This is a genomic window from Rathayibacter oskolensis, assembly GCF_900177245.1.
Classification (GTDB): Bacteria; Actinomycetota; Actinomycetes; order Actinomycetales; family Microbacteriaceae; genus Rathayibacter; species Rathayibacter oskolensis.
Window position 1 is genome coordinate 335,480 of record NZ_FXBM01000002.1, and the last position, 20,930, is coordinate 356,409.

Below are 20,930 nucleotides of genomic sequence, written 5' to 3' on the forward strand. Positions count from 1 at the left end.
ACGAGGGCCCGGCGCCCGGCTCACCGCAGCGGGCGCACGAACTCCCGCACGTCCGCCACCAGCAGCTCCGGCTCCTCGAGCGCCGCGAAGTGGCCGCCGCGGTCGACGACGTCGGTCCAGCGCACGATCGTGTGCGCGTCCTCGACGAAGCGCCGGATGCCGATGTCGTGCGCGAAGCAGATCACCGCGGTCGGTACGCCCGAGTTCTGCGGGACAGCGCCCCACTCCGACTCCTGCGCATAGCCGACGAACGCCGCCGAGCCGGCCGTCGCCGTGAACCAGTACAGCGACGCGTTCGCGAGCAGGAACTCGAGCCCGACGACGTCCTCCGGAGCCGTCTCGAGCGGATGCGTCCACGCCCGGAACTTGTCGATGATCCACGCCAGCTGCGCGACGGGGGAGTCGCTGAGCAGTTCGCCCACCAGACCCGGCCGCGTCGACTGGATCGCGATGTAGCCGAACTCGTCCCGCATGAACTCGCCGATCCTCCGCAGGCGGTCCTGCTCGAGCTCGGTGAGCGAGGCGGCGGTCTCGTCGTCCACCTCCGGCACGAACCCGAGCGTGCCGTTGACGTGCACGCCGATCACCCGGTCGGGTGCGACCCGCGCGACCTCGGGCGACACTCCGGCGCCCAGGTCGCCGCCCTGCACCGCGAAGCGGTCGTAGCCGAGGCGGTCCATCAGAGCGACCCAGGTCTCGGCGATCCGCCGGGTCGTCCAGCCGCCCGACGCGAGCGGCGACGAGAACCCGAAGCCCGGGAGCGACGGGATGATCACGTCGAACGCGTCGGCCGGGTCGTCGGGGTCGGTGAGCGGCCCGATGAGCCCGAGCAGCTCGAGGTACGAGCCGGGCCAGCCGTGGGTGAGCAGCAGCGGGACGGCGCCGGGCACCTCCGACCGCACGTGCACGAAGTGGATCGTCTGCCCGTCGATCCCGGTCGTGAACTGCGGCACCTCGTTCAGCCGCGCCTGGTACTCCGGCCAGTCGAACCCTGCCCACGCCTCGACGAGCCCCCGGAGGTAGCCGCTCGGCACCCCGGTGTCCCAGTCGTCGCCGGGGAGGGGCTCGGGGAGGCGCGTGGCCCGCAGCCGCGTTCGGAGGTCGTCGACGGCGCTCGGCGCGATGTCGACGCGGAAGGGACGGATGCTCTCTGCTTCGCTCATGACTCCACCCTGCCTGCTGAAGCGGTCACGATACGGCCGCGATCGCTGCGACGATGGAGCATGCCCCGCACCACCGGCCGCACCCTCGCCCTCCTCGGCCTCCTGCAGACCCGCCGCGACTGGAGCGGTGCCGAGCTGCGCGAGCGCCTCGAGGTCAGCGGCCGCACCCTGCGACGCGACATCGAGGATCTGCGCGGCCTCGGCTACGGGATCGACTCGGTCCCCGGGGTGGGCGGCGGCTACCGGCTCGGCATCGGCGCCTCCGTTCCTCCGCTCGTCCTCTCGACGGAGGAGGCGGTCGCGATCGCCGTCGGGCTGCGGGCCGCGGCGGGCACGACCGTCACCGGCATCGAGGACGCGGCGGCCCGCGCCCTGGTCAAGCTCGAGCAGTCGCTCGCGGCCGAGACCCGCGAGCGCATCGCCTCCGTCGAGCGCGCCGTGCTGCCCCTGGGCGGCACCGCGGAACCCGTCGACCTCGACACGGTCGTCACGATCGCCCGCGCCATCCGCGACGCGCGGAGCCTCCGGATCGACTACACGCGCCACGACGGGCAGGAGGTGCGCCGCACCATCCAGCCGCACCGCATCGTGCACACCGGCTCGCGCTGGTACGTGGTCGCCCGCGACGCCGACCGCGACGCCTGGCGGACCCTCCGCCTCGACCGCCTCACTCCGCGTCTCCCGCTCGCCGAGCCGTTCACTCCGCAGGAGGTGCCCGATGACGCCGTGCGCGACTTCGCCTCGCGCAGCATCTCGGTCTCGCCCTACCCGCACCGCTACCGGGTGCGGATGCATGCGCCGGCCGCCGAGGTCGCGGCGCTGTTCGGTCCGGCGGTCGCCCGGGTGACGGCGCTCGACGACGGCACCGCGCAGCTCGAGGCGGGAGCCGCCTCCCCCGAGCAGTTCGCGCTCTACATCGGCACGACGGGCATCGACTTCCACGTGCTCGAGGGCGACGACCTGCGGGCCGTGCTCGTCGCCGTCGGTGAGCGCCTGATCCGGGCCGCGGCGCTGGCGTGAGCTCAGCCCGCGTGACCCCTCAGCGGCCATGAGCCCTCAGCCCGCGAGAGCCCGCGTCCGCTGCACTGCCCAGACCGTGATCGCGAAGCCCAGCACGCCGGCCGCGACGACGAGCAGCGCCGCCCATCCGCCCGACTGCCAGAGCACGCCGGCGAGCGCGGATCCGAGCGCGCCTCCCGCGAAGTTGCCGACGATGTAGACCGTGTTCAGGCGGCTGCGCGCCGCGGGATCGATCGAGAGCATCCGCGTCTGCGCGAGCACCTGCACCGCCTGCAGCCCGATCGAGAAGACGCCCACCGCCACCAGGACGACCACGATCGAGGCGGCGCCGATCCCCGCGATCACGAGTCCGGCCAGGGCCACCGCGAGCCCCGCTCCGAGCGCCGGCAGCGACAGCCCGCGGTCGAACAGCCGCCCCACCCGCTGCGCCGAGACGGCGCCCGCGATGCCGACGAGGCTCACCAGGCCGATCGCCGTCGCCGAGTAGGAGTAGGGGGCGCTGCTCAGCAGGAACGTCAGCCCGGTCCAGAACAGCGTGAACGCGCACATGGCGGAGCCGCCGAGCAGCACCGTCACCCGCACGGCGCGGCTGCCGGCGACCGTCCGCAGCACCGACCCGAGCAGCGCCGCATAGGGCACCCGCTCGCGCGGCGGGAGGGTCGGCAGGCGCCGCGCCATCACCACCGCGAGCACCAGCATCAGCACGGCCGCAATCGCGAACACCGCGCGCCAGCCGAGCAGATCCGCGACGATCCCGCTGATCGCCCTCGAGATCAGCAGGCCGAGCATGAGCCCGGAGGCGACGGTGCCGAGCACGCGCCCCCGCTGCTCGTCGCTCGCGAGGTCTCCCGCCAGCGGCGTGAGCAGCTGCCCGGCGACGGTGGTCACCCCGATCAGGGCGAGCGTCGCGAGCAGCACCGGGAACGCCGGCGCGAGGGCCGTCCCCGCGAGGAACACCGCCGCCAGCACCATCAGGGTGGGGATCATCCGCCGCCGGTCGACGGTGTCGCCGAGCGGCACCAGGAGGAACACCCCGAGCGCGTAGCCGACCTGCGTCACGGTGACGAGCAGGCCGGCAGCGCTCGTGGTGACCCCGAAGGAGTCCCCGATCACGCCGAGAAGCGGCTGCGCCCAGTAGAGGTTGCCGACGGCGGCGCCTCCAGCGACGGCGAAGAGGAGGGTGAGCCCGGGAGTCATCCCCCCAGGATCCTCCTCGCTCGCCCTACTCGTAGCGCAGCGACTGCACCGGATCGGCCCTGGCGGCCCGCGCCGCCGGCAGCGTCCCGGCGAGGAACGCGATCGCCATCACCACGAGCACCACCAGCAGGATCGACACCGGATCGAACGCGATCAGGTTCAGCCCCGGCAGATCCGCGAGCAGCGTCTCCGAGAGCACGCCGCTGATCGCCGTCCCCGCCAGCACCGCGAGCAGGGCGCCGATCGCGCTGCCCAGGAATCCGATGAACGCCGCCTCGATGCTGAACAGCGAGAACACGCGCCCGCTGCCCATGCCCATCGCCTTCATCAGCCCGATCTCACGGGTGCGCTCCTGCACGCTCATCAGCAGGGTGTTGACGATGCCGAAGCTCGCCGCGAGCAGGGCGATGATCGCGAAGGCGTTGAGCACCAGCACGATCCCGTCGACGACCGTCTTGACCGTGCCCAGCTGGTCGGCGACCGTCGAGCCGGTGTACCCGGCGTCGGCGAGGCGGTCCTTGAGTGCCGTGACCTGGTCGTCGCTCGCGTCGGAGGCGAAGCGCACGCTCGCCTGCGCGTAGCGGTCGACCTGGTCGGCCGGCACCCCGATGTTCTGCACCTCCCAGAGCTCGTCGGTGAGCGCGTCGTTGGGCACGAGGCTCGCGCCGGCCGGAGACGCGACGCTCTCCTCCGCGACGCCGACGACGGTCGCCTCGACGACGTGCTGCGTGCGCTGCGCGTCGGTGACGGCGATCGAGACCGTCGACCCCACGGCCGAGGCGTCGTCGGCGAAGCCGAGCGGCTCGACGTACGACACCGGCAGCACCACCTGGTAGTCCGAGGCGGAGTCGTCGGGGTCCTCGCCGGCGGTCAGCTGGATCGTCTGCCCCTCGACGAGACTGCCGACTCCGATGACGTACTTCGTGCCGTCGCCCTGCTCGACGTAGTCGGCCGAGATCGACTTCACGGCCGTCACGTCGAGCACCCCGTCGAGCCCTGAGAGGGTGTCGAGGTCGTCGGGGGTCAGTGCCACGACGGTCTGCCCCGCACCGCCGCCGACGCCGCCGCTCGCGATCGCGTCGGGGTCGTACTCGGTGGGGCCGGAGGAGAGCCCCGCCTGGTCGTCGGCGGTCTTCGTCACCGTCATCACGTCCGAGGCGCCGACCCCGTTGACCGTGTCGTCGATGTAGGCGTTGATGCCGGTCCCGAGCCCGTTGGTGAGGGTGAGGGTGAAGGCGCCGACGAAGATCGCGAGGATCGTCAGCAGCGTGCGCGTCTTCGAGCGGAAGGTGTTCGCGATCGCGGTCCCGATCAGGTCGACGGTCTTCATGCGGCCACCGCCGCGGAGTCCTCGACCAGCAGGCCGTCGCGGATCAGGATGCGCCGGTCGCATCGGGCGGCCAGCTCCTCGTCGTGGGTGACCACGATCAGGGTGATGCCGTTCTCGCGGTTCAGCGAGAAGAGGATGTCCTCGACGACGGCTCCGGTCGCGGTGTCGAGGTTGCCCGTCGGCTCGTCGGCGAAGATGATCCGCGGGTTGTTGACGAGGGCCCGCGCGATCACGGTGCGCTGCTTCTGCCCGCCCGAGAGGTCGACGGCCCTGCTGCGGGCCTTGTCGTCGAGCTCGAGCTGGGCGAGGGCGGCGAGGCCGCGGCGCTTGCGCTCGGCGCGGCCGACTCCGGCGATCTTCATCGGCAGCACCACGTTGTCGAGCACCGAGGCGTTCGCCGTCAGGAAGAACTGCTGGAACACGAAGCCGAAGGTGCGGTTGCGCGTGGTGTTGAGCCTCCGGCCACGCAGCGTCGACGTGTCGACGCCCTCGAGCTCGACGACTCCCGTCGTGGGCGCGTCGAGCAGCGCCAGCACGTGCATCAGGGTCGACTTGCCCGAGCCGCTCCTGCCGACGATGGCGACGCTCTCGCCCTCGCGGATGTCGAAGCTCACCCCCTTCAGCGCGTCGAAGCGGTTCTGGCCCTTCCCGTAGGACCGGTGGACATCTCGCACCGAGATGATGGGCGTGCTCATGGGTCTCCCTCGCGGCGCCGGCCGGGATGTCCGGGGCGCCTCCTCCAGGCTCGACGACGCGGCCCCGGGGCGCGTCCTCCCGCCGCGCCATCCGGGTACCGCGGGCGCGGTAGCCGCTGCACCGCACCCGGGGGACGCCGCGGGGGGCCTCGCCCGCGAGAATGGAGCCATGGCGACGACCGAGCCCTGGCACGTCCCGCTGCTCCCGAAGCCGCCGGCGTGGGTCGGCGACCTGATCGCCGCGGTGCTGATCGCCGTGCTGGCCCTCGTGCCCTTCCCCGGCCGCGAGTACCGCGCGACCAGCGCCTTCGCGATCGCGCTGACGCTCGCCCCGATCCTGGTCCTCCCGCTGCGCCGCCGCCGGCCGATCGTCGTCCTGGGCGTCGTCGTCGCGCTCTACGGAGCCGCCGCCCTCAGCGGCACCCTCTCGCCCGGCATCGTGCTCGCGGCGGCCGTCGCGATGTTCGCCGTGGCGAATCGCAGCCCGCGGCGCGTCGGCCTGATCGTGCTGATCGCGACCGCGGCGGCGATCCTCCTGCTCAGCCTGCTGGCCGCCTCCGTCGGGGTCCTCGACGCCAGGGTGGTGCAGTTCGCCGTCACGGTCGCCTTCGCCGGTGCGGCGGGCGACGCCACCCGGTCGCGGCGCGAGTACATCGCGGCTGTGACCGAGCGCGCCGAGCGGGCGGAGCAGACCCGCGAGTCCGAGGCGCGGCGGCGGGTGACGGAGGAGCGGCTGCGCATCGCCCGCGATCTGCACGACGCCGTCGCCCACCGGATCGCGGTGATCAGCCTGAACGCCGGAGTCGCGACCTCGGCCCTCGAGAGCCGTCCCGAGAAGGCGAGGGAGGCGCTGGGCACCATCCGCAGCGCCGCCCGATCGGTGCTCGGCGACATCGGCGACCTCCTCGAGGTGCTCCGCAGCGACGACGAGTCGGGGGAGGCGGCGGTCCCGCAGCCGGGACTCGACCGCCTCGACGAGCTGGTCCGCCGGTTCGGCGTCGACGGACTGCAGGTGAACGTGCGGACCGAGGGTGACCTCGCCGCCGTCTCGGGCGCCGTCGACCTCGTCGCCTACCGCGTGGTCCAGGAGGCGCTCACCAACGCCCACAAGCACGGCGCCGAGCACCGTGCGCACGTGCTGCTCAGCGTCGGCGACGACCGGGTCGACATCGTCGTGACGAATCCCGTGCCCGCCCCCGCGGAGCCGTCGGCACCGCCGCGCGGGGGAGGGCACGGCCTGCTGGGGCTCCGCGAGCGCGTCGCCTCGGTGCGCGGGACCGTGACGACCGGCCCGACCCCCGGCGGCTACCGGGTGGCGGCGTCGCTGCCGCTGACCAAGGAGGCGACCCGATGACGACCGTTCTCGTCGTGGACGACCAGGCGCTGATCCGTCAGGCCGTCGCCGACATCCTCGGCGGCGAGGACGACCTCGAGGTCGTCGGCGACGCGCGCACCGGCCGCGAGGCCGTCGACCTGGCGCGCCGCCTCCGCCCCGACGTCGTGCTGATGGACATCCGGATGCCGGAGCTCGACGGCATCGGCGCGACCGCCGAGATCTGCGCCGATCCGGGGCTCGCCGGCACTCGGGTCCTGATCCTCACCACCTTCGAGGAGGACGAGTACCTCGTGGCCGCCCTGCGCTCGGGGGCGAGCGGCTTCATCGGCAAGGGGTCGGAGCCGGAGGAGATCGTCGCGGCGGTCCGAGCGGTCCACGCCGGCGACAGCCTCCTCTCGCCCGCCGCGACGCGGGCCCTGATCACGCGCTACGTCCTCGCGCCGCAGCCGCCGTCGACCCTGGCCGCGCCTCCCGGGTTCGAGCACCTCACCGAGCGCGAGCGCGAGGTGCTGCTGCTGGTGGCGCGCGGGCGCTCGAACCAGGAGATCGCGCAGGAGCTCTTCATCTCGCCGCACACCGCCAAGACGCACCTGAACCGCACGATGACCAAGCTGGGCGCTCACGACCGGGCGCAGCTGGTGATCCTGGCGTACGAGAGCGGACTCCTGGCGCCCGGCGCCTCCTGACGCTACAGGCCGATGTCGACCGGCGTTCCCTCGCCCGTCTCGCCGGCGGAGTCGTTCCTCGTCGCGTAGACCCCCGTGGGCACGCTCGGCAGCAGTGCGACCGCCCGCGCGACCGCGGCGAGCTCCGCCTCCGTGCCGCCCGCGATGAAGAAGAGGTACTCGGGCTCGCCGTCGGCGGTCGCCCACTCCTCGCCGCTGTCGTACTCCTCGACCGGGCCCTCGAGCTCCGAGAGCATCGTCTCGACCTCGTCGATCCAGGGGAACAGGTACTCGTCGTCGTCCGCGAGCTCGGGCGCTCCGGGCTCGCGGGTGAGGGGCACGTGGATCTCGAGGAACGTCTCGCTCATCCTGCGACCGTAGCGCCCGTGATCGCCTCGCCGTCACCCGCGCGTTGAGCCGGAACCGGTTCCGCTCCGGCTCGAGGGGGACGAGACTGACGAGGTCGTCAGGCGAGGTTCGAACGAAGGAGTCGCTGTGCCGGATCCGGTCGTGCACGTCGAGATCACGGGCGCTCGGCCCGACCTGCTGCGAGCGTTCTACGCAGCCCTCTTCGGATGGGCTGCGCCCCCGGGCGATCCTGTCGCCGCCGCGGTCTCGGACCCTGACGCCTACGCCTTCACGCCACCGGGCCCGGCCTCCGGTGCTGTCCCTGTGGGCATCGGCGGTGGTGAGGGATTCGCCTCCCGAGTGGTCTTCTACGTCGGCGTGGAGGACGTCGCCGCTCGACTGGCCCGAGCGGTCGAGCTCGGCGCGACGGTCGTGGTCGAGCCGTCCGTGCGCCCGGACGGCGCGGTGACGATCGCGCAGTTCGCTGATCCGCAGGGCAACATCGTGGGTCTGGCGGGACGCGCCTGACGCCCGTCCCCCGGCTACGCCCGCACGAACGCGGCCGCTCGAGCACGGGTCCGCAGGCGGTAGAGGCTCGTGGTCGCGGTGATGAACAGGTCGGTCCCGTCCGGGCCGCCGAAGCAGACGTTCGACACCACCTCCGGCACGGGCGCGAACAGGACCTCGGCTCCCGCGGAGGTGAAGACGTGGACGCCGTCCCCGGCGGACGACCAGACGCGCCCGTCCTCGTCGACGGCGATGCCGTCGGGGACCCCGCGGTCGATCTCCGCGAAGAGCCGGCCGTCCCGGGCGGCGGTGCCGCGGCCCACGACGCCGTAGGCGCGGATCCAGTGGCCGGGGCCGTCGTCGTTCGCCCGCGCGGTGTCGGTCACGTAGACGGTCCAGCCGTCGGGCGAGAACGCGATGCCGTTCGGCTGCACCATGTCGGTGACGACGGGCGCGATGCCGTCCTCGGCCGACCACCGGAAGACCCAGCGGGCCCCGTACTCGCGCACGCCGGGGTGGCCCTCGCGCGGCTGGCTGATGCCGTAGTCGGGATCCGTGAACCAGTAGGAGCCGTCGGGCGCGAGTGCGACGTCGTTCGGGGAGTTCAGCCGTCCGCCGTCCCAGCTCGCCGCCAGCTCGTCGAGAGTGCCGTCGGGCCGCTCGCGCTCGAGGCGGCGGCGCCCGTGCGAGCACTGGACGACGCTCCCGTCCGCGTCCAGGAGGCGGCCGTTCGTGAACTCCACGCCCTCACGGCGCACCGACGTCTCCCCGGTGGCACTGTCCCACTGCAGGATCCGGTCGTTGGGGATGTCGCTCCAGCGCACGCGGCCCTCGGCGGGCATCCAGAGCGGACCCTCGCTCCAGACGGCCCCGGTGGCCAGCCTCTCGAGCGCCCCGTCGCCGTGCAGCAGTGTCTGGTCGGTCATCGGCTCCCGCCTCGCTCTCGTCCTCGACGTCGCGGAGCAGTGCCCGCGCACTCCAGTCTGTCGTTCCGAGAACGCGGTACGGGGCCCTTCCTCCCCGGCCGCGGCGAGTCGCGGGGTCGGCGACGGCGCGAGGTGGTCGGCTTGCGGGGCTGCCGCCGGGCCGCACCACTCCCGAGGAGGACCCCGTGACCGACGCCGACGCCATCGACGAGCTCGAGCAGCAGGAGCGCGAGCTCGTCCTCGACTCCTTCGACCACGGCGCTGCCTGGGAGCTCGGCTCCCGCATCGCCGAGCTCGCCCGGGCGGCGAGCGCCGCCGTCGCGGTCGACGTCCGCCGTCCGGGGCTCATACTGTTCCGCGCGGCCCTGCCCGGCAGCGTCCCCGACCAGGAGTCGTGGATCGCCCGCAAGTCGGCGGTGGTGCTGCGCCTGGAGTCGAGCAGCGCGCTGGCCGCGGCCCGCTTCACCGCCGCCGGGGGAGACCCCGCGACGGGCGGCTGGCTCGGCCCCGACTACGCCCTGACCGGCGGCTCGTTCCCGATCCGCGTGCGCGGTGTGGGAGTCGTCGCCGCGGCGACCGTCTCGGGCCTCGCCTCGATGGACGACCACGACCTCGTCGTGCGGGGGCTCCGGAGCATGGTCGGGCGCTAGTCGGCCGGCCGTGAGTCGGGCACGTGCCGCAGCGTCCGCAGGAGGGGCGCACAGAGCAGCAGCGCGACCGCCGGCACCAGGAACGCGGGCCCGAGCGAGGGCCCTGACGCGACCAGCCCGAGCACGACCGCACCCGCCACGGCGCCCGCGTAGTTGAAGAGGTTCACCCGCGCGATCACCTCGTCGCTGCGGGCCGGGAGGATCCCACCGGCCGCGCTGAAGGCGAGCGGGACGAGCGCACCCGTCGCTGCACCGGCGATCGCGAAGCCGATGACGGCGCCCGCCGCTCCCGGCACGAGGGCGACCAGGACGAGCCCGAGCACGCCTGCCCCGAGAGACAGGGCCGCCAGCCGCTCCCTGCCGAGGGCCTTCTCGAGCGGGTCGGTCGCCAGCCGGGTGAGCAGGATCGCGCCCTGGTAGGCGGCGTAGCCGAGCGGCGCGATCGCCGCGGCGACTCCGAGCCCGGTCTGCAGGTAGGCCGTGCTCCAGGTCGAGACGGCGGAGTCGAGCATGAAGGCCACCAGGACGATCGTCCCGACGGCGACGAGGCGCCCTCGCGGCAGTCTCGCCGCCGCGGCGGGCCTCGCTCCCGCCTCACGCGCCGCCCGGGTCGGGTCGAGCCAGAGCGCCCCGACGACGAGGACCGCGGCGTCGACCACGGCCGCGACCACGAGGGCCCCGGTCACCGCGCCGCTGGAGGCGAGGAACGCCGACATGCACAGCGCTCCGACGATCGCCGCCGCCGTGTACGCGGCGTAGAAGCGGCCCATCAGCGGCCGCCCGCCGGCGCGCTCGTGCAGCACGCCCTGCATGTTCTGCGCTGCGTCGAGCATGCCGAGGCCGACTCCGTAGAGCACGATCGCCGCGAGGAAGACCGGGAAGACCGGGGCGACGGCGATGCCGAGGATCGTGGCGGCCTGCACGAGCAGCGCGAGGCACATCGCGGCCCGGCTTCCCCGGCGCACCGCGACCAGGTCGGCGAGCAGCGATCCCACGGCCGCCGCGACGCAGGTGCCCAGGACGATGAGCGCGACGCCCGTCGCGTCGAGCCGCCAGTGGGCGGCGGAGGTGGGGAGCGACGTCATGATCGCCGCGTAGCCGAGCCCCTGTGCGGCGAATCCCGCGCCGATGGCGAGGCCCCGCCGGTCGGTCGTGCGGGTCGCAGGCGTGCGGGTGAGGGCGGACACGGGCGGCTCCTCGAGGGGTTCGCAGAGTTGGACTCTTGTCCAACTCGGGTCAAGAGAAGCCCAGGAGGCTCGCGCAGGCAAGCGGCACCAGAAGTCTTCATCCGCTCGAAACGAGGCCGAAACGAGGAGTGCGGAGGGCCGCACAGGCCTCTTGACGCCCGCCGTCGCAGCGGCTTCACTGGTCGGAGTTGGACGCTCGTCCAACTTCACGGAGGGATCCCACGATGCGCCGCATCCCCGTCACCCAGAGGCGCGCCGAGCTCGTCGACGCCGCCGTCCGCGTCATCGCCCGCGACGGACTGGCCGCCGCCACCACGCGCGCCGTCGTCACCGAGGCCGGCATGCCCCTCGGCGCGTTCCACTACTCCTTCGCCTCGCGCGACGAGCTCGTCTCGGCGGTGATCGAGCAGGTGACCGACAGCGAGCGGCTCGCGGCGATCCTGCACGCCGACCACGCCGACGCACGTCCCCCGGCCGACATCGCGACGGTGCTCACCGACGGCCTCGAGGGCTACCTCGCGCTGCTCGAGAGCTCGCCCAGCGGTGAGCTCGCCCTCCTCGAGGTCGCCCTCTACGCCGTCCGGCACGACCCCGACGCCGTGCGCGCGCAGTGGGCCGTGTACCGGGCCGCGTCGGAGGAGGCGCTCGCGTACGCCGCCGAGATCGCGGGAGTCCGCTGGACGCGTCCCGTCGCCGAGCTCGCCCACTCCCTCTCGCGCTCGCTCGACGGGCTGACCCTCACCTGGCTCGCCGACCGCGACTCCGAGGCCGCGCGGGCCTACATCGCCTTCACCGCGACGGCCCTCGCGGCACTGTCCGTGCCGGCGCTGACCGTGCCGGCCACCGACCCTGCCAGCCACAGACGCTGAAGGACTCCATGCTGACCGAACTCGATGACCGCGTCCTCGCCGCGGTCAACCTCCACGCCGTCCTCGGCGCCCTGCCCCGCCTCGTCGAGCTGTCGCCCGAGGCCGCCCGCGCTCTCGCCCCGGTGACGAAGCCCACGACCCTCACCCTGGTCGCTCCCGGTGGCCTGCGCGCGAGCTACACGTTCACCCGCACCGCGATCCGCCGCGGCGGGGGAGCGCCCGGTCCGACGCTGCTGTTCACCTCGGCGAAGCACCTCAACGCCGTCATCGCGGGCACGGCGCAGCCGGTCCCGGTGGCGGGTCCGCGGGGCATCGCCTTCCTCACGAAGGTCTTCACCCCGATCAGCGCGCTGCTCGGGGAGGCCCTCACCTCCGAGGATCCCGCCCTCACCGACCGCACGACCCTGCTCACGCTCGAGGTGGTCGCCTCCGCCCTGACGGTGATCGCGAACGGCGACCGCTCGGGCCGGGTCTCGGCGGCGCACATGGCCGACGGCGATCTCGACATCGAGGTCGGCGACGACCTCCGCTACCGCATCCGGGTGCGCGAGCACCGGCTCTCCCGCCTGAGCGACCCGGTCGGAGGCCCGCGCGCCGCCCTGCGCTTCGACGACCTCGGCGTCGCCGGCGACGTGCTCTCGGGCCGCGAGACCGCGCTGGCGTGCGTCGCCGACGGCCGGGTCACGATGCGCGGCTACATCCCCCTGATCGACAACACCAATCGACTCCTCGACCGCGTCGGGGCCTACCTCGGAGCATCATGACCCTCGCCACTCCCACGGTCCCGTTCACCTATCCGCGCAGCCAGGAGGCGTTCGCCCGCGCCTCGAGGGTCATCCCCGGCGGCGTGCCCGGGCACCTCGGCCCGGCGGGCGGCGGGATGATCCCGCGCTCGGCCTACCCGCTGTTCTCGGAGCGGGCCGAGGGGACCCGATTCTGGGACCTCGACGGCAACGAGTACCTCGACTACATGTGCGGCTACGGGCCCAACGTGCTCGGCTACGTCGACCCCGACGTGACCGCGGCGGCCGCCGCGCAGACGGCGCGCGAGGACGTGGTGTCGCTCCCCTCGACCGTGATGATCGACTTCGCCGAGCTGCTCGTCGACCAGGTCGCGAGCGCCGACTGGGCGTTCTTCGCGAAGAACGGCGGAGACGTCACCACGCTCGCGATCATGACCGCGCGGGCGGCGACGGGCCGGCAGCGGATCGTCATGATCACGGGCTACTACCACGGCGTCGACCCGTGGTCGCAGAAGCTCGACTACCCGGGGGTGCTGCCGCAGGACGTCGAGGGCAACCTCGAGATCCCGTGGAACGACCTGGCCGCGGTGCGCGCCGTGTTCACCGGGCACCGGGGCGAGATCGCCGCGCTGATCGGGCAGCCGTACATGCACGGCAACTTCGCCGACAACGTGCTGCCCGAGGACGGCTACTGGCCGGCGGTGCGAGCGCTCTGCGACGAGTTCGGAGTCGTCCTGATCATCGACGACGTGCGCGCCGGCTTCCGCCTCGACCTCGCCGGCAGCGACCACTACTACGGCTTCGAGGCCGACCTGATCTGCTTCTGCAAGGCGATCGCGAACGGCTACAACGTCTCGGCGCTGTGCGGGAAGGAGAGCCTGCGCGCGACCGTCGGCAGCATCACCTACACCGGCAGCTACTGGATGAGCGCGGTGCCGTTCGCCGCGGGCATCGCCACCCAGCAGAAGCTGGTCGAGCTCGACGCCCCGCGGCTGTTCCGCGAGCTCGGGACGGAGCTCACGACCGGCCTCGTCGATGTCGCCGCGTCGCACGGCCACACCCTGGTGACCTCCGGCGAGCCAGCCCTGTTCTACCTGCGGCTCGTCGACGACGGGTCGCTGATGCTCCACCAGCAGTGGATCGCGGAGTGCGTGCGGCGCGGGATCTTCTTCAGCTCGCACCACAACCACTTCCTCAACGCCGCGCTGACGTCGGCCGACATCGCCCGCACGCTCGACGTCGCCGACGAGGCGTTCCGCGCGCTGCCCTGAGCGGGACGCGCGCGGAACGGGAGTCGGACGAGCTGAGGGGTCAGAACTGCAGCAGGTTGTCCCGCAGAGTCCCGCCGGTGTACTCCTCGCGGATCAGCCCGCGCCGCCGCAGCGCAGGAGCGAGGCCGTCGGCCACCATCGCCATGTTGACGCGCGTGGTGGGCATGTACACCAGGAATCCGTCGCCGCCGATCTCGTCCATCAGCTCGCCCATCTTCGCCGCGACGGTGTCCGGGGAGCCGACGAGCCCCATGTCCGAGACCTGGTGCGACTCCGTGACGGCCTCGCGCAGTGTCCGGTCCTCGTAGCCGCGGAACAGCTCGAGGATCGAGGTGTGCTCGCCGTTCTGCTTCGAGAGGTCGATGTCCCTGATCAGGGTGTCGGGGTCGATGCCGCCGAAGTCGATGCGCCCACCCGAGGTGTACGACATGTTCCAGAGGTTGTACTCGATGCCCTTGTCGCTGCGCCGGTACTCGGCGTACGCGTCGGCCGCGGCCCGCGCCTCCGCGTCGGTCGCCCCGAGGACCGGGTTGATCAGGAACATGAACTTCACGGTGTCGGGGTCGCGACCGAACTCGGCGACCCTGCGCCGCATGTCCTCGCGGTAGGCGCGACCGAGTGCCCCGGTCTTGACCATCGAGATCATCGTGTCGTCGTACTTCGCCGCGAGCTCCCGCCCGGCCGGCGAGCTTCCCGCCGAGCACACCGGCACGAGCCCCTGCGGACCGGGGATGGTGTTGAGCGGCCCCCGCGAACGGAAGTACGTCCCCTCGAAGTCGATGGGCTCGACCTTCGTGTGGTCGGCGTAGATCCCCGCCTCGCCGTCGGCGATCACCGCACCGGGCTTCCACGAGGTCTGCAGCTGCTGCACGACCTCGGTCCACTCCATCGCCATCGTGTAGCGCTCGTCGTGCTCGAGGTGCCGCTCGTAGCCGAAGTTCTGCGCGACGCGGTCGGTCACGCTCGTGACGACGTTCATCCCGACCCGCCCCTCGGTGAGGTGGTCGAGGGTCGTGAACAGGCGAGCGGCCAGGTACGGCGGGTACTGGATCGTCGACACGGTCGGCACGATGCCGATGTGCTTGGTGGCCTGCGTCATGAGCGGGACCAGCGGCATCGGGTCGTTCTTCGGTGCCATGAACCCGCGCCGGAGGCTCGTGTCGGCGCTGCCGTTGTAGCTGTCCTCGACCATGGCCGTGTCCTCGATGAGGATGTAGTCGAAGCCGGCGCGCTCGAGACTCGTCGCCAGGTCGATGTGGATGCCCGGCTTCATCCATTCGGTGGCGCCGTTCCCGGCCCAGGGGCCGTCGCCGTTCGTCGAGCTCCAGGCGTGGATGCCGAAGCCGTCGCCGAGGAACCAAGCGAGATGAAACATGTGAACTCCAGTGGTGTGTGGGTGGAACGGGGAAGCGGATGCCGCGCCGAGCGGCTCAGGCCCGGGTCTCGAGGGCGGTGTAGGCGCCGATGAGCTGGGACGTGTAGGAGTGGACGGGGTTCGTGATGACCTCGCCGGTGCGACCCGCCTCGACGACGGTGCCCGCGTGCATGACGACGAGCTCCGAGGTCAGGAACGCCGTCGCGGGGAGCCCGTGCGACACGAAGAGGAGCCCCGCGCCGTGGTCCTCCGAGTAGCGCTTGAGGAGGTTGAGGACGACCCCCTGCACCGAGACGTCGAGGGCGCTGACCGCCTCGTCGCAGACGAGCAGGCCGGGTCGGACGACCAGCGCGCGCGCGATCGCCATCCGCTGCCGCTGACCGCCCGACAGCTCGGACGGGTAGCGGTCGACGAGAGCGGGGTCGATGCCCAGCTCCGCGGTGATCGCGTCGATCGCGCCGTCGGCTCCGGCCCGATCGAGGCCGCTGAGGATCTGCGCGGGGATGCGCAGCGACTCCCGGATGCGGGCCTTCGGGTCGAACGTCGACGTCGTGTCCTGCGCGATCAGCTGCACGCGCCGGCGGTAGTCGAGGCGACCCGCGCGAGTGGAGAGGAGCGACGCCAGGTCCTGCCCGTCGACCGTGACCGCGCCGCTCGTCGCCCGTTCGAGCCCGGTGATGATCTTCGCCATCGTCGACTTGCCCGAGCCGGACTCTCCGACGACGCCGACGCGTGCCCCCGCGTCGACCGCGAAGCTCACATCGACGACGGCCGTGGTGCTCCGGTACTCCTTGCGGACGTGCGAGCACTCGATGCGCACGCCGGAGGCGGCCCGTGCCGGCGCGGCGCTCATGCCGCCTCCTCCGCTCCGGCGACCGACTCGAGGGTCGGCAGCACCTCCAGTCCCGCGGAGGCGAGGGTGGGCACGCACTGCACGAGGCCGCGCGTGTACGGGTGCTGAGCGCGATCGAGGTCGGCCGAGGCGAGGGTCTCGACGATGCGGCCCCTGTGCATCACCACGACCACGTCCGTGAACCGGCGGCACAGCTCGATGTCGTGGGTGACCATCAGAACCGCTGTCCCCTCGCGCCGGGCGAGGTCGACCATGAGCTCCATCGCCACCACCGCCAGCGACGCGTCGAGGGCACTCGTGGGCTCGTCGGCGATGAGCAGGCTCGGCTTGGAGGACAGAGCGATGGCCATCATCACCCGCTGGCGCATGCCTCCAGAGAGCTGGTGCGGTCGGTCGTGCATCACCCGCTCGGGTTCGGCGATCCCCACCTCGCGGAGCCATGCGACCGCCTCGCTCCGCGCCTGCTTCTTCGACATCGCGCTCACGCCGCGGAGCACGGCGGTCAGCTGGCTCCCGATCGTCCAGACCGGGTCGAGCGACGACATGGCGTCCTGGAACACCATCGAGAGCCCGGGGGTGCGGCGCGGGATGCGCTCCTGCATCCCGACCTCGAAGGTGCGCTCCAGGGGCCGGCCCTCGAGCAGGAGCGCATCGGCGGTCACGTGTCCCGCGAGCGGGTCGATGAAGCCTCCGATCGCGTTGCCCAGGCTGGTCTTGCCCGAGCCCGACTCGCCGACGATCGCGACGCGCTGGCCGCGCTGGACCACGAGGTCGGCGCCCTCGACGGCGGTCACCGAGCCGTAGGCGACCCGCAGACCGCGCACCTCGAGGAGGGGGCCGTCGTGCTCTCCGCCGGTCATCCGGCGACCGCCAGCTCGGAGTAGTCGATGACGTTGTCGCTGCGGAACGCGTAGCCCTCGACTCCGGTCGCGAAGGCGTTCAGGGGCTGCACGTAGCCGATGTAGATCGTGGGCATCTCGGCCTGGAGCACCTGCTGGGCGGCGTTCCACTCCGCGCCGGCCTCCGTGCCGAGCGGGTCGCCCGCGGCGTTGCCGGCAGCGATGGCGTCGTTGAGGGCTGCGTCGTCGAAGTCGGGCCAGTTGATCGGGGAGCCCGGCGTGTAGAAGAGCGAGAGCACGTAGGGCGGCGACTGCACGACGGCGTAGTCGCGACCCATCGACGCCTGGAAGGTCTTCGCGGCGAGCCCCTCCTGGAACGCGGCCGAGTTGACCGGGTCGATGGTGATCTCGAATCCGGCGTCACGAGCCGCTGTCTGGATCTGCACGGCCGTCTCCTGCAGGTCGGGCACCGCGTTGTTCACCGTGAGGGTGAACTCCACCGGGTTCTCCGCGGAGTAGCCCGCCTCGGCGAGCAGGGCCCTCGCCGCCTCGACATCGGTGGTGTTCGCCACCAGCCCCTCGTCGCTGAAGCCCGGCGCGGAGGCGTCGAGGATCGTCGAGATCGGGCTGAGCCGGTCCTGGTAGACGTCGCTCATGATCTGCTCCGAGGGGATCGCGGCGGCGAGCGCCCTGCGGACCCGCACGTCGTCGAAGGGGGCGGCGGTGGTGAGCAGCGGCATGTAGACGAAGGCGTTCGTCGGGACGGTGAAGACCTGGGCCGAGTCGTCCGAGGCGAGCGTCGCCTGGTCGGCGGGACGTAGCTGGGTGGCGATCTGGGCGTCGCCGCTCGAGACCAGGTTGCTCCGCTGCCCGGCGTCGGCGACGACGCGCTGCACGATGCGCTTCACCGTCGGCTCCCCGAGCGCGAAGCCGGGGTTGGCCTCGTAGACCATCTGCTCACCGGGGGTGTAGTCGCTGAGCGAGTAGGCGCCGTAGCCGAAGTTCGCGTTGGTCTGCGACCAGGTCACCGCGTACGGGTCGTCGTCGGTCGCGTGCTCCTTCAGCGCCGTCGAGTCGTAGATGTTGTAGGGGGTGTTCGCCAACAGGGACAGCAGCGTGAAGCCGTAGCCGGGCTCGGCGACCGTGAACTGCACGGTGTCCTCGTCGATCTTCGTCACCTGGTCGGGGCTCGTCAGGGACGGAGCGCTGATGAAGGCGACGATGCTCGTCTCCACCTCGAACTTGCGCTGGATCGAGAAGATCACGTCGTCGGCGGTGAGGGTGTTGCCCGCGGTGCTGACCGCGTCGGTGTTGAGGTCGAAGGTGTAGGTCAGCTGGTCGTCGCTCACCTCGTAGCTCTCGGCGAGCACGGGCTCGAAGTCGTAGAGGTCCTGGTGCACCGACTCCCCCTCCGAGCCGTCGATGTAGGGGTTCCGGATCAGCGTGGCCCCGGTGTTCATGAAGAACTCCGCCGCCTCGTAGCCCGTGGCGCTGGTCTCGTAGCTGAAGCTCGAGGGCTGCGCTGCGGTGACGATGACGAACGTGTCCGTGGCGGAGGAGCCTCCCGAGCAGCCGCTCAGGACGAGGGCTGTCGCGGCGGCTACCGCGGCGACGGCGAGGGGACGGGTGGGACGGTGCATGAGGAGACTCCAGTTCGAGCGGCGCGAGCGGGACAGGGGTGTGGGGAGGGCGTGCGGTGGGGAGCGGTCGGGGAGCGGATCAGCGTCGTGGGCGCTGGGGCGGGTCGGTGAGGGCGGCCACGAACAGGGAGGCGGACCAGACGCTGAACGCCAGCGCGACGGCGGGGAAGAGGACCGGCCACCATCGGCCGACGGCGGCGTCGGGTGCGCCGAGCGCCAGCATCGAGCCCCACTCGGCGGTCGGCACGGGGATGCCGACGCCGAGGAACCCGAGAGCAGCGCTGAAGATGATCGCCATGCCGAAGACGGAGGAGGAGTTCTCGATCGCCGGGCCCGCCGAGTTGCGCAGCACGTGCCGGAGCAGGATCCGACCCTCGGACTCGCCCGACATCCGGGCGGCGTCCACGTAGCCGTCGGAGCGGGTCCGCAGCACCTCGGTGCGGGTCAATCGGGCCTGGAACGGGAGCAGGACCACGGCGAGGGAGAGCGTGATGACGACGGCGTTGCGGCCGAAGAACGACACGACCACCAGCCCCGCGATCATCACGGGGATCGCCTGCACGAGGTCGACCGCCCGCCCGAGGAGGCGTGCCGCGAGGCCGAGAAGGCCCCGCCGACCGTCGTACATCCCCGACACGAGACCGAGCGCGATCCCGCCGACCGTCGACACTGCTGTGACGACCAGGGCGATCACGATGTCGAGCCGGAACGCCGTGAGCGTGCGGCTCAGCACGTCGAGACCGTTCGAGTCCGTGCCGGCGAGATGCTCCGACGACGGGGCCTGGGAGTTCGGCCCGACCACGTCGGTCGCGCTCAGCGGCGCGAGCGCGGGCCCGGCGGCGGCGAGCAGGAGCACCAGGGTGAACGGCAGGAGGCGCAGCGCAGTGGAGACCGCGGGCGGGAGCACGCGGCGCCGGTCCCTCCGAGGGACGCGCGGGAGGACGGGATCGGTGACGACGGGGGTGTGCAGCGACATCAGCGGGCGCCTCCGTTCGCGACGGAGCGGCGGCGGGGGTCGAGCAGTCCGACGCCGATGTCGCTCAGCAGGTAGATGGCGAGGCACATCGCGGCCGTCACCACCAGGAAGGAGCGGAGGGCGAAGACGTCGGACGAGTTCACCGCGTCGACGGCGTACTGCCCCAGCCCGCCCAGGCCGAACAGCGCCTCCAGCACCACCGCTCCGCCCAGGAGCAGGCCGAACAGCATGCCGAGCATCGGGACGGCGGTCGGCAGCGCCCGGCGGTAGATGCTGGCGAGGACCGACCGGCGAGGAGCGCCCGAGGCGATGCGGAACCGCGTGGCCGGATCGTCGATCGCGGCGTCGAGTCCGACGATGAGGGTCTTCATCAGGATCGGGGTGTGCGCGACGACCATGACGATCACCGGCAGCACGAGGTGCGCGACGCCCGACTGCGCCGCCGCGACGTCACCGGCGATCAGCGCGTCGAGCACCGGGAACCCCGTGGTCCTCGGCGGGGAGATCAGCGCCGGATCCAGGCGGCCGGTGGGCGCAGGCGCCCAGTGCAGCACGGCGTAGAAGACGAACAGGAACGCGATGCCGATGACGTACTCCGGCAGCGCTCCCGCCGATCGGGCGTAGGAGGTGAGCACCCGGGCCGTCCTCGTCGCCCGGTGCGTCACCACGTAGTGCGAGAGCAGCACGGCGACGACGCAGGCGAGGACGAGCCCGCTCAGGACGAGCTCCAGGGTCGCGGGGATCCGCGCGGCGAAGTCGTCCGCGACGGGTCGGCCCGTTGCGATCGAGGTGCCGAGATCGAGCGAGACCAGCTGGCCGAGGTAGGCGACGAACTGCTCCGGCCACGGGCGGTCCAGACCGTAGGTGGCGCGCGCGGCCTCGAGCTCTGCGCCTGTCAGCCTTCCGCCGGTGGCGGTCACCACAGGGTCGCCGGGGATGAGCTGGACGAGGAAGAACGCGACGACGACGAACGCCGTGAGATTGGCGAGCGTCATGCCCAGGGGGCGGAGGATCCACCCGCCGGGGAGCGGCCGGCGGGATCGCCCGCGCCCGTCCGGTCGAGCCGGGGGTGCCGGATCTCGGGGTGCCGGTGCGGCCGTCGAGGGCACCGCGCGTGCTGGGGCGACGCTCATCGTCTCCTCCTGTCTCCGCCGCCGCGGGTTCGGCATCGGGATTCGGTGAGCATCCTGATGCTCGGCGACGAGTCGTGCACTCATGGTGTCGGCGGGATGTTTCGCCCCCCGCACTCGGCCGTTAACGCCCATTGCGCGAGCTGGCGCCTCGCGACGGCGCAGCGAAAGGCCAGGTCAGAGCCCCTGTCGCCGGGGTGTTACGCCGAT

The 20,930-nt window shown here is 72.4% G+C and carries 21 protein-coding genes; 8 read left to right on the top strand and 13 right to left on the bottom strand.

The features are described from left to right. Window positions 1-20 precede the first annotated feature (20 nt). Entirely contained in the window at window positions 21-1,163 is a 1,143-nt protein-coding gene (locus B9Y99_RS10720; RefSeq protein ID WP_085476604.1) for an epoxide hydrolase family protein, read from the bottom strand. Window positions 1,164-1,223: 60 nt separating this feature from the next. Between B9Y99_RS10720 and B9Y99_RS10725 the strand changes: the two genes are divergently transcribed. Further along, a complete protein-coding gene (locus B9Y99_RS10725) occupies window positions 1,224-2,183 on the top strand; it encodes a helix-turn-helix transcriptional regulator (protein ID WP_085476605.1) in 960 nt (319 codons plus the stop codon). Window positions 2,184-2,219: 36 nt separating this feature from the next. Here B9Y99_RS10725 and B9Y99_RS10730 read toward each other — a convergent pair whose 3' ends face one another. From B9Y99_RS10730 to B9Y99_RS10740, 3 genes are read right to left on the bottom strand one after another with little or no spacing between them, the layout of a single operon-like run. Next, window positions 2,220-3,380, bottom strand: coding sequence for an MFS transporter (locus B9Y99_RS10730; RefSeq protein ID WP_085476606.1), 1,161 nt, complete (start codon window positions 3,378-3,380; stop codon window positions 2,220-2,222). A gap of 25 nt (window positions 3,381-3,405) precedes the next feature. Next, window positions 3,406-4,710 (bottom strand): ABC transporter permease, encoded by a 1,305-nt coding sequence (locus tag B9Y99_RS10735; RefSeq protein WP_085476607.1) that lies wholly within the window; start codon window positions 4,708-4,710, stop codon window positions 3,406-3,408. Further along, the gene (locus tag B9Y99_RS10740) at window positions 4,707-5,405 is read right to left on the bottom strand and encodes an ABC transporter ATP-binding protein (RefSeq protein WP_085476608.1); all 699 of its coding nucleotides are present in this window, start codon (window positions 5,403-5,405) and stop codon (window positions 4,707-4,709) included. Before B9Y99_RS10740 ends, B9Y99_RS10735 begins: the two co-directional genes overlap by 4 nt. 169 nt (window positions 5,406-5,574) lie before the next feature. On the opposite strand from B9Y99_RS10740, the gene B9Y99_RS10745 reads away from it, so the two are divergent. Next, entirely contained in the window at window positions 5,575-6,759 is a 1,185-nt protein-coding gene (locus B9Y99_RS10745; protein ID WP_085476609.1) for a sensor histidine kinase, read from the top strand. Continuing rightward, a complete protein-coding gene (locus B9Y99_RS10750; RefSeq protein WP_085476610.1) occupies window positions 6,756-7,427 on the top strand; it encodes a response regulator transcription factor in 672 nt (223 codons plus the stop codon). Before B9Y99_RS10745 ends, B9Y99_RS10750 begins: the two co-directional genes overlap by 4 nt. Window positions 7,428-7,429: 2 nt before the next feature. Here B9Y99_RS10750 and B9Y99_RS10755 read toward each other — a convergent pair whose 3' ends face one another. Further along, window positions 7,430-7,774: a hypothetical protein gene (locus B9Y99_RS10755; protein WP_085476611.1), complete on the bottom strand. Its 345-nt coding sequence runs from the start codon at window positions 7,772-7,774 to the stop codon at window positions 7,430-7,432. 127 nt (window positions 7,775-7,901) lie between these two features. Here B9Y99_RS10755 and B9Y99_RS10760 point away from each other — a divergent pair, with 127 nt between their 5' ends. Beyond that, the gene (locus B9Y99_RS10760) at window positions 7,902-8,282 is read left to right on the top strand and encodes a VOC family protein (protein ID WP_085476612.1); all 381 of its coding nucleotides are present in this window, start codon (window positions 7,902-7,904) and stop codon (window positions 8,280-8,282) included. 14 nt (window positions 8,283-8,296) lie between these two features. Here B9Y99_RS10760 and B9Y99_RS10765 read toward each other — a convergent pair whose 3' ends face one another. Then, complete coding sequence (locus B9Y99_RS10765) at window positions 8,297-9,187, bottom strand: SMP-30/gluconolactonase/LRE family protein (RefSeq protein ID WP_085476613.1); 891 nt, start codon at window positions 9,185-9,187, stop codon at window positions 8,297-8,299. Window positions 9,188-9,372: 185 nt separating this feature from the next. Between B9Y99_RS10765 and B9Y99_RS10770 the strand changes: the two genes are divergently transcribed. After that, window positions 9,373-9,837 (top strand): heme-degrading domain-containing protein, encoded by a 465-nt coding sequence (locus tag B9Y99_RS10770; RefSeq protein ID WP_085476614.1) that lies wholly within the window; start codon window positions 9,373-9,375, stop codon window positions 9,835-9,837. Here the strand turns inward: B9Y99_RS10770 and B9Y99_RS10775 are convergent. Further along, entirely contained in the window at window positions 9,834-11,024 is a 1,191-nt protein-coding gene (locus B9Y99_RS10775) for an MFS transporter (protein WP_085476615.1), read from the bottom strand. The genes B9Y99_RS10770 and B9Y99_RS10775 overlap by 4 nt on opposite strands. 224 nt (window positions 11,025-11,248) lie before the next feature. Between B9Y99_RS10775 and B9Y99_RS10780 the strand changes: the two genes are divergently transcribed. Genes B9Y99_RS10780 through B9Y99_RS10790 form a run of 3 tightly spaced genes read left to right on the top strand, consistent with a single transcriptional unit; the run spans window position 11,249 to window position 13,907 of the window. Continuing rightward, the gene (locus B9Y99_RS10780; RefSeq protein ID WP_085476616.1) at window positions 11,249-11,893 is read left to right on the top strand and encodes a TetR/AcrR family transcriptional regulator; all 645 of its coding nucleotides are present in this window, start codon (window positions 11,249-11,251) and stop codon (window positions 11,891-11,893) included. Between the two features lie 8 nt (window positions 11,894-11,901). After that, window positions 11,902-12,657: a hypothetical protein gene (locus B9Y99_RS10785; protein WP_085476617.1), complete on the top strand. Its 756-nt coding sequence runs from the start codon at window positions 11,902-11,904 to the stop codon at window positions 12,655-12,657. Continuing rightward, on the top strand, window positions 12,654-13,907 hold the full coding sequence (locus B9Y99_RS10790; protein WP_085476618.1) for an aminotransferase class III-fold pyridoxal phosphate-dependent enzyme: 1,254 nt from the start codon (window positions 12,654-12,656) through the stop codon (window positions 13,905-13,907). Before B9Y99_RS10785 ends, B9Y99_RS10790 begins: the two co-directional genes overlap by 4 nt. 40 nt (window positions 13,908-13,947) lie before the next feature. On the opposite strand, the gene B9Y99_RS10795 is transcribed toward B9Y99_RS10790, so the two are convergent. The 6 genes from B9Y99_RS10795 to B9Y99_RS10820 form a co-directional block, all read right to left on the bottom strand. Continuing rightward, window positions 13,948-15,282 carry an NtaA/DmoA family FMN-dependent monooxygenase gene (locus B9Y99_RS10795; RefSeq protein WP_085476619.1) on the bottom strand — a complete coding sequence of 445 codons (1,335 nt, stop codon included), beginning with the start codon at window positions 15,280-15,282 and terminating at the stop codon, window positions 13,948-13,950. A gap of 55 nt (window positions 15,283-15,337) precedes the next feature. Next, window positions 15,338-16,135 carry an ABC transporter ATP-binding protein gene (locus B9Y99_RS10800; protein ID WP_085476620.1) on the bottom strand — a complete coding sequence of 266 codons (798 nt, stop codon included), beginning with the start codon at window positions 16,133-16,135 and terminating at the stop codon, window positions 15,338-15,340. Next, complete coding sequence (locus tag B9Y99_RS10805) at window positions 16,132-16,995, bottom strand: ABC transporter ATP-binding protein (RefSeq protein ID WP_085476621.1); 864 nt, start codon at window positions 16,993-16,995, stop codon at window positions 16,132-16,134. The genes B9Y99_RS10800 and B9Y99_RS10805 overlap by 4 nt, the downstream gene beginning before the upstream one ends. After that, a complete protein-coding gene (locus B9Y99_RS10810) occupies window positions 16,992-18,614 on the bottom strand; it encodes an ABC transporter substrate-binding protein (protein ID WP_085476622.1) in 1,623 nt (540 codons plus the stop codon). The genes B9Y99_RS10805 and B9Y99_RS10810 overlap by 4 nt, the downstream gene beginning before the upstream one ends. 79 nt (window positions 18,615-18,693) lie before the next feature. Next, a complete protein-coding gene (locus B9Y99_RS10815; protein ID WP_085476623.1) occupies window positions 18,694-19,590 on the bottom strand; it encodes an ABC transporter permease in 897 nt (298 codons plus the stop codon). Beyond that, complete coding sequence (locus tag B9Y99_RS10820) at window positions 19,590-20,585, bottom strand: ABC transporter permease (RefSeq protein ID WP_208856937.1); 996 nt, start codon at window positions 20,583-20,585, stop codon at window positions 19,590-19,592. The genes B9Y99_RS10815 and B9Y99_RS10820 overlap by 1 nt, the downstream gene beginning before the upstream one ends. Between the last annotated feature and the right edge of the window lie 345 nt (window positions 20,586-20,930).

What these genes read in the sequence shown, in the direction of transcription:
- B9Y99_RS10720 (WP_085476604.1), bottom strand. Translation starts at nt 1,163, where the DNA reads ATGAGCGAAGCAGAGAGCATCCGTCCCTTCCGCGTCGACATCGCGCCG.
- B9Y99_RS10725 (WP_085476605.1), top strand. Translation starts at nt 1,224, where the DNA reads ATGCCCCGCACCACCGGCCGCACCCTCGCCCTCCTCGGCCTCCTGCAG.
- B9Y99_RS10730 (WP_085476606.1), bottom strand. Translation starts at nt 3,380, where the DNA reads ATGACTCCCGGGCTCACCCTCCTCTTCGCCGTCGCTGGAGGCGCCGCC.
- B9Y99_RS10735 (WP_085476607.1), bottom strand. Translation starts at nt 4,710, where the DNA reads ATGAAGACCGTCGACCTGATCGGGACCGCGATCGCGAACACCTTCCGC.
- B9Y99_RS10740 (WP_085476608.1), bottom strand. Translation starts at nt 5,405, where the DNA reads ATGAGCACGCCCATCATCTCGGTGCGAGATGTCCACCGGTCCTACGGG.
- B9Y99_RS10745 (WP_085476609.1), top strand. Translation starts at nt 5,575, where the DNA reads ATGGCGACGACCGAGCCCTGGCACGTCCCGCTGCTCCCGAAGCCGCCG.
- B9Y99_RS10750 (WP_085476610.1), top strand. Translation starts at nt 6,756, where the DNA reads ATGACGACCGTTCTCGTCGTGGACGACCAGGCGCTGATCCGTCAGGCC.
- B9Y99_RS10755 (WP_085476611.1), bottom strand. Translation starts at nt 7,774, where the DNA reads ATGAGCGAGACGTTCCTCGAGATCCACGTGCCCCTCACCCGCGAGCCC.
- B9Y99_RS10765 (WP_085476613.1), bottom strand. Translation starts at nt 9,187, where the DNA reads ATGACCGACCAGACACTGCTGCACGGCGACGGGGCGCTCGAGAGGCTG.
- B9Y99_RS10780 (WP_085476616.1), top strand. Translation starts at nt 11,249, where the DNA reads ATGCGCCGCATCCCCGTCACCCAGAGGCGCGCCGAGCTCGTCGACGCC.
- B9Y99_RS10785 (WP_085476617.1), top strand. Translation starts at nt 11,902, where the DNA reads ATGCTGACCGAACTCGATGACCGCGTCCTCGCCGCGGTCAACCTCCAC.
- B9Y99_RS10790 (WP_085476618.1), top strand. Translation starts at nt 12,654, where the DNA reads ATGACCCTCGCCACTCCCACGGTCCCGTTCACCTATCCGCGCAGCCAG.
- B9Y99_RS10795 (WP_085476619.1), bottom strand. Translation starts at nt 15,282, where the DNA reads ATGTTTCATCTCGCTTGGTTCCTCGGCGACGGCTTCGGCATCCACGCC.
- B9Y99_RS10800 (WP_085476620.1), bottom strand. Translation starts at nt 16,135, where the DNA reads ATGAGCGCCGCGCCGGCACGGGCCGCCTCCGGCGTGCGCATCGAGTGC.
- B9Y99_RS10805 (WP_085476621.1), bottom strand. Translation starts at nt 16,995, where the DNA reads ATGACCGGCGGAGAGCACGACGGCCCCCTCCTCGAGGTGCGCGGTCTG.
- B9Y99_RS10810 (WP_085476622.1), bottom strand. Translation starts at nt 18,614, where the DNA reads ATGCACCGTCCCACCCGTCCCCTCGCCGTCGCCGCGGTAGCCGCCGCG.
- B9Y99_RS10815 (WP_085476623.1), bottom strand. Translation starts at nt 19,590, where the DNA reads ATGTCGCTGCACACCCCCGTCGTCACCGATCCCGTCCTCCCGCGCGTC.
- B9Y99_RS10820 (WP_208856937.1), bottom strand. Translation starts at nt 20,585, where the DNA reads ATGACGCTCGCCAATCTCACGGCGTTCGTCGTCGTCGCGTTCTTCCTC.